Annotated in this window: 8 protein-coding genes; all 8 read left to right on the top strand. The window is 48.6% G+C overall.

Annotation, left to right across the window (positions count from 1 at the left end; genetic code table 11):
- Nucleotides 1-42: 42 nt before the first annotated feature.
- The 8 genes from ACE5KN_RS28420 (at nt 43) to ACE5KN_RS28385 (ending at nt 14,220) form a co-directional block, all read left to right on the top strand.
- Entirely contained in the window at nt 43-459 is a 417-nt protein-coding gene (locus ACE5KN_RS28420; protein ID WP_375533251.1) for an ABC transporter permease, read from the top strand.
- 39 nt (nt 460-498) lie between these two features.
- On the top strand, nt 499-861 hold the full coding sequence (locus ACE5KN_RS28415) for a hypothetical protein (RefSeq protein ID WP_375533250.1): 363 nt from the start codon (nt 499-501) through the stop codon (nt 859-861).
- Between the two features lie 15 nt (nt 862-876).
- Nucleotides 877-1,401: a hypothetical protein gene (locus tag ACE5KN_RS28410; protein ID WP_375533249.1), complete on the top strand. Its 525-nt coding sequence runs from the start codon at nt 877-879 to the stop codon at nt 1,399-1,401.
- The gene (locus ACE5KN_RS28405) at nt 1,388-2,371 is read left to right on the top strand and encodes a hypothetical protein (RefSeq protein ID WP_375533248.1); all 984 of its coding nucleotides are present in this window, start codon (nt 1,388-1,390) and stop codon (nt 2,369-2,371) included. Before ACE5KN_RS28410 ends, ACE5KN_RS28405 begins: the two co-directional genes overlap by 14 nt.
- 362 nt (nt 2,372-2,733) lie before the next feature.
- Nucleotides 2,734-2,868 (top strand): hypothetical protein, encoded by a 135-nt coding sequence (locus ACE5KN_RS28400; protein ID WP_375533247.1) that lies wholly within the window; start codon nt 2,734-2,736, stop codon nt 2,866-2,868.
- 74 nt (nt 2,869-2,942) lie between these two features.
- The gene (locus ACE5KN_RS28395) at nt 2,943-3,875 is read left to right on the top strand and encodes a stalk domain-containing protein (protein ID WP_375533246.1); all 933 of its coding nucleotides are present in this window, start codon (nt 2,943-2,945) and stop codon (nt 3,873-3,875) included.
- A gap of 4 nt (nt 3,876-3,879) precedes the next feature.
- Nucleotides 3,880-7,116 (top strand): DUF5704 domain-containing protein, encoded by a 3,237-nt coding sequence (locus tag ACE5KN_RS28390; protein WP_375533245.1) that lies wholly within the window; start codon nt 3,880-3,882, stop codon nt 7,114-7,116.
- Nucleotides 7,117-7,137: 21 nt separating this feature from the next.
- Nucleotides 7,138-14,220, top strand: coding sequence for an OmpL47-type beta-barrel domain-containing protein (locus ACE5KN_RS28385; RefSeq protein ID WP_375533244.1), 7,083 nt, complete (start codon nt 7,138-7,140; stop codon nt 14,218-14,220).
- The last annotated feature ends 13 nt before the right edge of the window (nt 14,221-14,233 follow it).

Below are 14,233 nucleotides of genomic sequence, written 5' to 3'. Positions count from 1 at the left end.
CAATCATTAACGAATTCAAATTCAAAGGAGAGTAATCGAAACATGAGTACTGCAGCAAAAGCATTATTAGGAGCATCGGGCCTTTTCCTGGCTATTGCTCTGATTACGTTGAGTGTCACTTTGTTCGGCACGGCCCAAGAGGGGGCAAAGCAGGCCCAGACTGAGTTTTCTAGCATTCAAACGGAATTGTCTGGCCAATCGTATGCAGGCTATGACAACACTATTGTAACCGGTAGCCAGGTTGTGAACGCGATCCGCAAGTTCGGTAATAAGGAAACTTTCACCATTAAAGTAACTACGAAGAAGAATACAGGCGGGACAACGTATACAAAGGGCAGCGTTGGCGGAACGACTGATGTTACATCAAATGAATATGTTAACCCGTCAGGACAATTTAAGAGTGTTATTGTTCGTGACGTGAACAACGTAGTTACCGGCATAGAGTTCTCACAAACCTGACGGATTGGACAGAGTGAAATGAACATAGCCACTAAAATGATGATCGCTTCGATAGGCATTCTGTTGTTTGTCAGTGCGGCTGCGGTAGGAGTGCAGCTGTTTCGAGGAAATCATGATGCTCTCAACGAGGTGGATGCTGCAATCAGCAGCCGTGATCGGAATATGGCAGTGATCCCTGCAGTTGAAGGAGAAGAGAGTGTCAGCGGGGCTACTGTGGTCCAAACCATATTTCAAATCGCTGCGATCGGGGCGGATATCCAAGTTGAAGGATACCTTTTTCCCAAAGACATCAATATCGATGACACCGATGTTTCCATGATACCGCTTAAGGCAACATATACCACGGAATATCAAAGGGACAGCCAAGGCAACCTGGCGCGAGTCATCTTTAGAAAAAAATGAGGATGGAGATAGTGAATGGCTAAGTACGTGCTTTATCCATTTGCCATCATACTTGCTTGTCTGCTGCTCTATTTCTATCCTATGTTAGCGGCGTATCAGCAACAGGATCAAATTGCTTATAACCTGGCCTATCAGGCGACCACCAATTTTGTGGATTCTGTTCGGAATAAAGGCTACATCACGCCAACGATGTATAACGATTTTATGAGAGAGCTGGGCAGTTCAAACTTATATGACGTACAAATGGAACACAAGGCAAAGCAATATAACCCAATTTACGAAGACCCGGAAGATGCTGCGACCTTTACGGGGCAGACGGACGTCTACTATGACGCCAGGTATACTGACAGCATTTTAAAAACGCTGTCCTCCGGATCCAGGTATTACATGAGAGAAGGAGATTTCTTTTCCGTTATCGTGAGAAACACGAATACGACAAAGGCTACTCTCATGCAGGATTTTCTGAGTAATGGGTATACCAGTGATCCTACTCGGATCTATATCCCTTACGGAGGGATCATACTCAATGAAGACTATTAGTTGGGTTCTGGTATTTGTGATTATCGTATTCCCGCTCTTTTTCAAGAATGATCTTAGGGCTGTTGAGCAAGAGCGGGCCCAGGAGAAAATGGTCATGTATGATGGTGCCCTTCGGGCAGCTGTCCAGGACGCAGCATTTGCTCTGCAGCTCAATGAGAATAAAAATCTCGAAGGCAGCTATGATTCCACAAAACGGATAAGAGCGAATAAAGAGCGGGCTGTGAAAGCTTTCTATGAGACTCTTTTTAATAACGTCGGAATTCGGGATGACGTGATTGCACAGGGCGTCCTGAAGACTTACATCCCAGTTATTGCCGTAATTGATTATGACGGCCTCTGGATTTACACCAATGAAACTTTCAGAAACGCCAAAGGGGAATATGAGAACAGGCAGGTTTGGAAGGTCAAAAAGCCGTTTGCGTATTCAGATGAACAAGGAAACAGTCTTACATTTACCCTGGACGATTATGTGTATGCGTATGATGCTGCTACACAAGAATGGTTCGAAGGCAGAAGGGAAGAGGTATCGATCCTAACGGATCATCGCATTCCTCTGCTGGAGGACCCCGACACGTTTGATCAAGTCCGAAGGTCAACGATAATCTCTGTAGTACAGGGCAGCTTAGAGCATTCTATTAACTCTTACAATGAATATGCGCGGAGGTTGGGCATCACGTATATATTTACCTTGCCGCGCGTCGAGCAAGAGGAATGGAACAATACTATTAATGACGTAGGCGTCCTTTCATTCATCCAAGGTGTGCCGGTCGGTCTTCACACGTACAACAACTACGCCTTGGGGGGGAGCCGATTGGTCAAAAGTGCTGTCATTTACGGATATTTACGCCAAGGAGTTAAAGTGTATTTCAGGGATTCGTATCATTATGGCGGGGAGATTATCGAAAAATTCAGCAGTGAGCGTGAAGCTGCTGAAGCAGGGTATTTCCCTGGAGAGAGAGAACCGAAATAATAAGGGAAATAAAAAAATCATGGATGCCTTCCGGCTACGCCAGAAGCCACGGCCTATTATGTCACTTGCCGCAGCCGGCTCAGCGTATCAGGGCGCTTGAGATTGTCAAGGATTTGCCGCTGCGCGTTCCTCCTTGACAATCAAGTTCAACTACTCCGGCAGCGGCTGGCGCCGCTTGGCGGAGCCTCCAGTTGAACTACGCGCGAAGTTGTGCTCTGTAGATTACTCGACCTGATAAACATGTGCCAAGCGGCAAGCATACCGGCCGTTTCATCCCAATAAAACATTGATCTGAAGGGAGTTGAAAGCTATGAAAAAACAATATGAAGTGGAATTGTCGATCACAAAGATATCGCGTAAAGGTGCAAGTCGTAGGTGAATTCAGCGGCAAGCATGATCCGGAAGTTGAAAAAGCTGCAGTGAAAGTTGCTGATAATATGGATCATGCCACATGGGATTATACTGATACGGAATTTGATGTTATTAATGTATCTTAATGAACTTTAGGCGTAATTACTCCAAAAGGTATCTGATTCACCATATTAACGTTAAAGAAAAGGAGATGTAATTCATGAAGAAACTACTTTTATCCGTGACGGCAGCCGCCCTGCTGTTTGGGATTGCCGCGCCAACTCATGCTGCAAGCAACAAACAAGATATTGAGGTACTGTGGAACGCCAAGAAAATTTCCTTTCCGGATGCCAAACCATTTCAGGATGGCAGTGACCGGGTGATGGTCCCGATCCGTTTTGTTTCTGAAGCCTTGGGAGCGAAAGTAGGTTGGAACAAATCAGGCGGCAAGCTATCCGTTTCCATCCAGAACGATAAGCATACAGTGAATATGACCGTAGGGCAGAAAACGGCCACCATTGATGGCCAGACCAAGACGTATGACACGCAGATCCTCCTGAAGCAGAATCGGACGTTCGTCCCGCTGCGCCTGGTCAGCGAAGGGCTTGGCCAGCCAGTAGAATGGGACAAGCTTAGCCGGTGGGTTTGGATCGGCTCGAAGGACGTTACGACGCTGGATAAGTCCGGGTTGAAGCCGGTGAGCCTTGATCCGTACCGGAAATGGTTTACGGACAAACCATATTTACTTGAAAATATGGAAGAGAAGCCTTATGAAAAGGCCATTATTTTCAAGAAAAGTGACCTACCAGCTACATTCGTCCGTGATATTTACAGCGTTGAACTGTATACAGACCCGAAAACAACGAATATGTACCTCAAAGTTAGAGCAAAGACTACTTCGGGGGCAGGAAATTTGTATTACTTGACCAAGAAAAAGGACATTCGTTACCGGAATCCAATGGATTCTATGACCGTGAATAATGGTGATGGTACGAAGTACTGCTTTTATCCAATCTGGTCTAGTGCAGATAAAATGCTTCATGGAATTGTGGATCATAAGAATCTGACTATACAAGATATTGAGTATATTGGATTCGATGAAGCATCTGAAGATTACATTCCTCTCATGATTAACCCGTGGAAAGGAAACTAAGCCCATGGGAATGAGACGCAAGCTGAAACGCATTTTTACGGCGTTATTGATGGGGCTGCTGCTCATTCTGCCTTTGTCCTTTTTCCCTTTCCAGAATAATGCAGTCCAGGCGGACACGGCGGACACAGAGGTCACCCCTCTAAAGTATTATAAAGACAAAAACTACCGTTATTTTGTCGGTATGATGTATTACGATATGTGGGGGAATTCGGAGACTGGAAACTGGACGGACGGAGGGCGGCAGCCGAACAAAGGAATGCGCGGTGATGCCAAATTCACCTATAAGTTTCAATTCCCGAACCGGACAATTAAAAACGTAGAGGCACGGATTTATAACTATCCTGGAGATCCGGTAGAGTATTTTGAAGAATCCCGTTCTGATACGTATAAAGAATACAGAAGGCATGTTAGCAGCGGGACAACTGATGCCGATATAAGGCCTTTTCAAAAACAAGGCATTGGCACGGATACCACGACCATTCCGATCACGGTCAATATGCTTTTAGATGCTCCCGAACCTAAGAATATAAAACAGGAAAAATGCCCTAGCTGTGCTGATAGTATTGTGGCGTACAGGATATACATTCCGATCCTGTTCAAAATCGAATTGGATACCAGCCTGACCGTGAAATACTTCACAACAGATGGCAAATCCCTGGCCAGCATTTTCCCACCACGGCAGGAGGCAATGGTGGTTGGCCAATCCTATAATTTCACTCCGCCTACGCATAACGACTACGTTTACAAGGGCTATAAAAAGAATACCACCGGTGAAACACCATCAGGTGCGATCCTGGATGGTACGCCGCCAGGCTTCACCTACGACGGCTCCTTTGAAAGCTATACCGCTTATATGTACTACCAAGGGGAAGTTCCGGAAGAACCTCCGGTAGCAGTGGGCTGTACAAAGCCGGTCGTGGCCGATACGAAGACAGGAGAAGCGATGGATCAGGAAGCTGTCGGCGTGATTAAAGCCGATGCGCGCGGCCAGGAGCGGTTTGATGTCTTAAAAGGGATACCGACTTCCGAGAGCCTGTACGGGAACGTAAAGGCTAAAGAATACCAGTTCCAGAATAAATTCAACAAAATGACCGGTACGTGTACCTTTAATGTCCCGGTGACCAAAGAATACTACGTCATGTGGAGAGAAGTTCAAAACGGGGTCATCCGGCAGATGGGAGACAACGAATATATTACAAGAGTCGTTCCTGTCACGAGGGAGTATTCCTACTGGACGGTCGATACGTTCCAAGCCTATAAACTCAGTAAGGCGATTTTGAACAATTATGCGTTTACAGGCAACAGCATTACGATTCTTCCTGCAGGCTATGAGCCGCCTGAGTTCGAGCTTGAAACGTTTACGGAGCATATCAAGCAGCCGGAAATTAAACGGATCGAGCTAGATATGGGCGAATATGATTGTGATTGTACTCAGAGTAAAAAGCCAGGTGTTCCGGAAGACGTGCTAAAGGATGAAATGGATAAGCCAGCTCAAGCACGTACTCCGCAGTTGGATGTTCGGAATGACAAGCTTTCGTTTGAGGGCGATCCGATCATGGAGGATGCCTGGAAGAAAAGACAAACCAGCGACCCTAGTAAAATTCCCGAGCCTGGCGTGATCGGCGACAATGTTCTATATAGCCCGAATCATGTGGTTCCGACCAGCAAGGCCAATAAGCAGTCGGCGGCCAGCTCCGGCACCATTTATTATTCCGTCATTCCTGGAGGTATGGGCGCGGAGGATACGGATTCCGTCACCGGACCGATCAACGATATCAATTCCGTGACGGTTCATACGCCGGTGGTGATGTATCCAAGTGTGAGTAATGACAAGGAGCATAACCAGAAGGTATACCCGACTGCAAACACGGCTGCCCTGGTTCTGGACCGGCCATTCACCGTTACCATGCCGACGAGTGGTCCGCACCGGGATATTAAAGGGTACGGGAACCGGGATTATGCCAAGTACACGGCGTACAAGCAAGTGCTGTTCGAGTTCGATGTTTTCAACGAAGACAAGGGAAAGTACATCCCGGCTAAAACTTGGATTGATATTCCGGTGACGCAGCTGCAGACCACGTTCCGGATGCCGGTATGGGTCAATGAAGGGAAATATACGGTTCACTTCCGTTCCATAGCCGAGAATGCACCTGAAAATTTCACTTGGGAGAAGATGGCCAACTTCGACTTGGCCAACCATGTGGCCATCAACACGGTGCCGGTGGAAGTGATCGGGCGTCTGTATGATTTTAAAGTCACGGACATTATGGACTATGATTGGGAGACGGTATTCCGGACGAAGAAGGGCAGCTCTGAGCCGACCGGCGCAGCGTATTGGGTCGGGCCGAACTCCATTGACGGTGAGCCTCGCGGCAATAAGTTCCCGTATCTCCTGCCGATCCGGCCAGGAAGCCACCCGAACAGCGGGTATAAGAATGTGACTGTGAAGACGGGCTACTCTTTTAAATTTGACTTTAAAACGAAGGGGAATATGTTCGGCCCGAAAGATCATGTGAAGATTGTGCCGACATTCTATTTCGTGAATAAAGACGGGACCGGACGACAGAAAGTCGATCTGTACTATCACAATTATACGACAGGCCAAAATTTCGTGAAGATTGGTTCCAGCCAGGACACGTTGACCAGTAGCATCGTTCTGAATACCCCGTTGCGAAACGTTTCTGCAGCGGAGTTGAACAACACGGCTAAATACGTGGCCACCTACGGTTTCACCGACTTCCTGAAGCAATCCCGCAATAAAAGTACCATTGGCGGGTACAACCTGCTTGATTTAACGCAGCGGGTACGGACACTGATCGGACCGACGTCTAATATTCCGAAAACGGTGGATCCTGGTCGGGCTGTGGCCTCCATTCAAAAATGGTATGGTGAATACAGTTTGCCGGCAGCTCCGTATGTCGTTCCGAGCGGGTTTAATATTGCGGAATACGGCAGAACCAATAAGTTGACAGATCATTCACCGATTTTCCTGAAGGACGGCTTCATTGTGGTGAACTTCAACATTGAAACCTATCAGGACGGATCAGATACGCCACATCTGCGGTATTACAGACTGCCAGGAAACAGCACTCCGTTGGATAACCAATGGCAGCTCGAAGGGTACAGCAATGTGATCGGCGATCGATATGGGCATCAGTTCGCCGCTCCGGATGGAGATGTTGTTTATTATCATGCGAACTTGTCCAGTTATGACGACTTCAAGTCTTCTGTAACCCATTAACATGTAGAGGGGGGAAACCATTTGCGAAGATGCGTTAGCATTCTTCTCCTGATCATATTGGTATCCGGGATCTTTAATCCGTATTTCGGCTCAACCGTTTACGGATCGATCGATATGCCGGAGGCAGCCAATCAATCGAAGAATGCGGAATTACCTATACGAAATTACTCCGATTCTCTTTCGGATCCAGATAAACAAGCTGCAGATCCAGAGCGAGAAGAAGCTGTTCAAAATAATGAATATTCGGATAACAACGAAATAAACACATTTAATAATGATGCTATAGTTCCCGATATGCCGAACATTTTGGTAAATAACGTGAGCTGGGACAGCGATGAGAAGCAGCTTGCAATCCAGGATGGGGTAGATGCTGGTGGCAGTGGTGTATTGAAAAGCCAGTACAAGATTGGCGACGGTGAATGGCAGGATTACCGTTTACCTGTTCGCATTCAGGATCAAGATACGGTCATCTATGCTCGCACGCTGGATCGTGCCGGGAACATCAGTGCAATAGCTCAGTCCTCGACAAGGATTTCCAAGACACGGCCGGCTACGCCGAGTATTCAGTTGAGCAGTTCTGAGTACACAGAGCATCCTGTTACCGTCACTATTACCGGTAGTCGTGCAGAAACAATGAAGACCCAGTACAAATTGGGAGAGTTTGGTTCTTGGATTGACTACACAGAGCCATTTACCATCACCAAGGAAGGCAGAACCACGGTTTATGCTCGTACCGTAGGTATCTCAATGATCGTGAGTAATATTGCTTCCGCGGATGCTAAGATTCAAACGACTCCTTCTGCCGGACCAGTTATGCATACTGCTGCGGAATGGGAAGCAATAGCGAATGCCAATCAAACAAAATCGGGTATTTCATTCATGCAGCGCATGAGAGGGTTTGTTTTATCTGCAGTTCATAAACTTGCGAACCACGATGGACAGTTACTCCTCATAGATGTAATAGCTGTTTTGCCATCCAAAGAGCGCCGTGTAAGTAGAAAGGTCCTGCTTGCAAAGTCGGCTCAACAGAGAAAACAAGGCAGCAGGGCGAGTGACCGCGGGTTTAAAAATAGAACATATCGGTTCTCATTGTGGAAAAGAGGAGCCGCACTACTTTTGTGTATCGCGTTGCAGTTCTCGGTGTTTTCTAATTATGCTCCCAAAGCGGACGCTGCTGCACATCTGTATAACTACTCCAAATATGAGGCTGTTGCCACACCATACGGACCATGGACTGATCACTTCGATGGTGTTGTTGGAGGAGATAGATATAACAACTGGACATACCCCGGAACTGGAGTTAGAGGATGGACTACTAGCTTGCATGTACGGGTTGTTATGTACCAATCAGCTCGATTTGATAGTGCTACTGGAGAGTATACTCTCTACGGAAGTAGAAATACGATGACCATCGAAACAGCTAATACCAACGCTTATGATAAAGACATTCGTGACTATCCGTATGTCTACTCTATAAGTTATGAATCCAAATATAATCCAGGGGTATGGGTTCCTGTCACAATGCCGAAGAATACACTTCGGATAGCGTGGTCGGCGTCTTTCGACCAAAGTGAATCCGAGGCCGGATTTGGATATTACGATCATGTTGCAACTCCTTCTGGATACAATTACACACCGGGCGAACTCGTTGGTGGAGAGCAAGCACCAGACGGTACTTATCCAGACAACGGCAGGGCAGCAGACGGATATTTCTACGTTAAGGGTAGTGTTGTAAATGCTGCGCCATCTGTAGCTATATCTACTGCCGGCACACGGTATGTTTCTTTAGCCAGCGGGTATAATGCGATCACCATATCTGGCACAGCTACGGATATGGATGGCGATACGCTTACCATCACTGGGAATCTTGGTGGGGTGACGAAGTCCACAACGGTTCCTCCTGGAGCCTGGTCTTTAACTTGGTCAGGAGCTGAGCTCACAGAAGGGCCAAAGTCCATGAGCGTCAGCGTGAATGATGGATATGGAGGAACTGCTTCAGCAGGGTACTCGGGCAGTATCATCGTGGATAAGACAGCGCCGGGCGCACCAACATTATTGATTAACAACCCGGCTTACTCCAACGTAGATAAGGTCGTGACCATACAGCATGGGGCAGACAGCGGTGGAAGTGGTGTGTTAAAGAGCCAGTACCGTATCGGGGCAAACGGTGCCTGGACGGATTATGTTTCGGCCATAAATGTCACCCAAGAGGGCGTCAATATTTATGCCAGAACCGTGGACAATGCAGGCAATATAGGTCCTATTTCAGAACTGGATACTAAAATTGACAAAACGGTACCGACAGCTCCGACGATTACAACGGACAAGGCGGGGAAGTCCAATACAAATGTTACGGTCACCATTACGCCTGGTACGGATGCAAAATCCGGAGTGGCCAGAACGGAATATGCTCTTTCCGGAGCCACCGTTTCCGACTGGAAGACCTACTCGGCTTCCTTCCAGGTGACCAATGAAGGGAAAACGACAATCAGCGCGAGAACCGTGGATAACGCAGGCAATTTCAGCAGCACGAAAACAACCGTTGTCCACATTGACAAAACAGGGCCCGCAAGGCCTACGATCGTACCGTCAAAAACACTCTCGAACGCGGAAGTACCTGTAGAGATTGTGCCGGCTGCAGATAGCGATTTAAGCGGTACGGAGTATAAGCTGGATGGCGCGGTGACACAAAATTGGCAAAGTTACAGTGGGCGGTTTTCTATTCCCGCCGTTGAAGGAGAAACGACCATCACTGCCCGCTCTTTTGACGACGTAGGTAATCAGAGCGCCATAAGTACTTCGGCCGTTCAAATCGATACAACCAAGCCGACCAGCCCGGTTATTGCACTTGATCCAATCGGTAAAGCGGCAAGTGACGTTACTGTCAGTATCACACCTGGAACGGATGCATTTTCCGGGGTTGAGAAAACAGAATACGCATTAAGCGGCGCAGAGAATGCCGATTGGAAAGAAGTAAAGAATCCGTTTACGATCGTTACTGAAGGTGAGACGGTTGTCAGGGCGCGAACCATTGATAAAGCAGGGAATATCAGTGAAGTGAGCGAAGAAACGGTCCGGATCGACCGGACAAGCCCTGGTGTGCCGGAGATTCGCCCTTCCAAAGCTGTATCCAATCGCGATATCCGGGTAACTATTGAGCCGTCCGCCGATCAGGATGTCAGCCTGACCGAATACAAGTTGGAAGGGGCAATAAATCAAGGCTGGCAGCCGTACGGCTCCGAGTTTGTTATACCCGCTGTTGTGGAAGGGGAGACGGTGATTACCGCGCGTTCCACAGATGATGTAGGCAACGTGGGTGAAGAAACCAACGTTACAGTTCTCATTGATACGACCAGCCCAACGGTGCCGGTGATTGAGGTGAGCAAAGCGTCACCGAGTAAAGAAGATGTGAGCGTGCATATCCGTCCAGGAACGGATACGGGATCGGGCATACATCGGACGGAGTACATTCTATCCGGAGCAACACAGTTCAAGTGGCCGGTGGACGCGGAGGATGATTTTATTGTGTCCGCTGAAGGGACGACCGTGATCACGGCCCGCTCATATGATCAGGCCGGCAATGTCAGCGAGGAAGCCATCTATGAGCTGATGATCGATAAGTCGAAACCACTTGTTACGGTTACTGCAGATGCCGAATATGCTCAAGATGCCATTCATGCCGTTTTCAAGTTTGAAGATGCTATTTCCGGCATCGAAAAACGATATATTCAAGTTTCCGATTCACCTGATGCTCCGCAGACCTGGATACCGGCCGATAGTGATACAGAGACCACGATCACAGATGAGGGTATCTGGTACGTACATGCCAAAGCCATCGATAAGGCCGGTAATGTGGCGGATGCGGATCCGCTGCGCATAGTGGTAGATCGAACGGCACCGAGCGCACCGGTGATTACTACGACTGAAGACGACTACACCGCTGGGAATGTGGATTTCATGGTGGATGGCAGCACTGACCTGCTCAGCCCGTTCTATTATGAATACCAAATTGGAAATGGAGCATTCGAGAAGGGCAGCAGCGGCAGCATTTCGGAGAATGGTACGACGGTGATCTCTGCACGCGCCATTGACGCTGCAGGGAACGTGAGTGCTATTACCAGCAAGACAGTATATATCGATAAGCAGGGACCTGCTATTGACATCGATCCGGATGGCCGCGGCTGGTCGGATGATGACATTCACGCTTCCGTTTCCTTTTCAGATGAAGGATCGGGCGTTAAAGAGCGGTATTACAAAATTACGAATTCATCGGATGCACCAGCCACCTGGGATATTGCGGCTGATAACCGGGTGGAATTAACAATCAAGGATGAGGGCATTTGGTACATCCATGCCAAAGCTGTGGACCAGGTGGGGAACGACGAGATAATCGTGTCAAAGCCTTTCCACCTGCAGGAGGAGCCGGAGGCACCAAGCCTATCTGTACAGTCGGTAAAACAGGATGAGGCGGTCCTGGAATGGTCTTTACCGAATGGAGCTGCCTATACGGATGGTTACAAATACACCTTGTACAACCGGTCTACTGGCCAGCATTTCACGGCCGATTTTCCGGAGAATGTACTTACCGTTACTGGCCTGCAGCCGGGTACGCGGTATCCATTTGAATTAGAAGTCAGCAATCACGTTGGAAAAGCAACCAGCAGCACGGTGGAGGTACTGACGCTTCCCGCAGCTCCGCAGCACATGATTGTGTCACCGGTTGAATATGATTCCAGCCAGGTACTGGTCACCGCGGATCCTGTGCAGTCGGCAACTGCCTACCGCTTGAGAGCAGTTCAAGTTGATACGATGCAGGAAGTGTTCAATGAGACGGTTACGACCAGCGTGTATGCGCCGGTGCTGAACCTGCAGCCGGCTACGTTCTATGACATTTCCATATCTGCTATCAATGAGAGCGGGGAGGGACCGGCTACGCACCAGTCGATCATGTCGCTCCCTGCGAGTCCCGGGTTCACATATGTTCGGGTCGGAGAACGAGACATCGATCTGCAGTGGGATAGCGTAACCAGCGCCACTTACTATGAATTGGAACGGGATGGCATAACGGTTTACGACGATGTATACAACGCCTTCCATGACGTAGGACTGAATTCTGGTACCGAGTACAGCTATCGCTTGACCGCAACGAACGAGTCCGGCAGTGGGGATGAAGCGAGGCTTGATCTCATTACCCTCCCGGCCAAAGCCGAAAACTTCCGCAGCCTGGACGCAGGCGTGGATTGGATTCGTCTCGGCTGGCGCCCTGTACGAGGGGCAGCAGGGTACTGGTTCTCCATTGATGGCGGTCCGCCAATGCAGCTGGGAGCTGATCAGAAAGAAATTACAATTCGGGATCTCCCATCCGGTCAATCCGCTCAATTTACGATTCAGCCGTATAACCGCAGCGGGTTGGGTGTTATGGATGCGACGTATGCATTGACGGTTCCTCAGCAGGTGGACGGAATCCGTTTCACCGATATTGGGGAGAAAAGCGTCAAAGTGAACTGGAATACCGTGCCTGGTGCAACCAAGTATCAGGTAAGCATGAATGGCCAGAGGATGACCGTTTCTGATAATTTTGCTGTGTTCACAGGGCTTGAAGGCGGAACGTCCTACGAGGCAAGTGTTGCTAGCGGAAATGCCAGCGGCTTTGGGGAAAAGCTGAGCGCAAGCGTACTCACGCTACCGGCAGCTCCCCAGGGATTAAACGGTATTCATACGAAGGACACGTCATTCACTTTGACTTGGACACCTTCGAAGAGTGCTACTTTGTACCGGGTCGAGCAAGAAGGCAGCGGAGAACTTGGAATCGCAACGAGCCCTGCCATGAACATTAGTGGCTTGTTGCCAGGTGTTCTCTATCACTTCCGTGTCTTCGCTGTGAATGAAAACGGGGAAGGGAATTACAGTCGCTTCACTTGGCGGACATTGCCGAGTGATATGAAGGAAGGCTTCATTCAGGTTTCTGATATAACACCATCCTCCGCCCAGGCTACTTGGAAGGAAGTCACCGGCGCCGACTTCTATCGGGTTTATCTGGATGGTCAAATCATTGGGGAGACTGCTAGTCTTGCATACAGTTTAAGCGCCTTAAACAGCTCTCAGACTTATGTGATTGGAGTCGAACCGGTGAACACTAGCGGAGGCGGGATGGAGCTTACTGCGGCATTTGAGACGCTGCCAGCGGGGGATTTCACATTAAGCAGTGAACATACTACGGATTCCGTCACGTTGTTTATAGAAGGTGTGCAGCCGAATGATATCGTGATTATATCCTTGGCAGGCAAAGAAGTATATCGCGGCAAAGCGAATCAATTCACCAAAAATGAATTGGCTCCTGGAACAAGTTACACCTTTACCGTTTGGACAGAAAATACCGGGGGAAGGAAGTCTGCGCCGAAAGAGCTCACGGTGCGGACGGATACGAAGCCTTCCGTCGGAACTGGCGGAGGAGGCGGTGGCGGCGGTGGCCAAACAACGGTGATCGAAAGCCCAGCTGCTCCGATCGAAGAACCGGTGAAGCCAGAGATCCCTCGGGAAGAAGCGAACTCAGGAGAGAACAATGAAGGTAAAGGATTTGTCGATATCGATAAGACTTTCAGCCGGGAAAAAATTACCTATCTGGCCGGGAAAGGCATTGTAGAAGGTACGACAGAAACAACATTTGAGCCTAACCGGGCGGTTACACGGGCTGAATATATGGCCATGATGGTTCGTGCCTTGGGTCTTCCGGAAGAATCCGATACAGCTCTGACCTTTAAGGACATTGATTCAGCAGCGTGGTATATTCCCGAGCTGCAGACGGCAATTGAGCACGTTGTTGCCCGCGGTTTCAGTAAGGATGTATTTGCTCCTAACGCTGTGATTAATAGGGAGCAAGCAAGTAAAATGATCGGTAATGCCTTACGGGAGTTACCAAAAGGCATGATCGGAAACGTATATAAGGATGAAAATGGCATTTCAATATGGGCAAGGGGCGAAGTTATAGGGCTAACCAAGGAATCCCTGCTCCAAGGTTACCCAGACGGTACCTTCCGTCCGAAACGCAATGTCACCCGCGCTGAAGCAGCCGAGATGATCTATAACATGCTGCAGAAGCTGTAATGCTTGAAAAGAG

Origin of the sequence: Paenibacillus terreus (assembly GCF_042138595.1) — a bacterium.
GTDB lineage: Bacteria > Bacillota > Bacilli > Paenibacillales > Paenibacillaceae > Paenibacillus > Paenibacillus terreus.
This window is presented reverse-complemented; position numbering and strand designations above follow the sequence as displayed.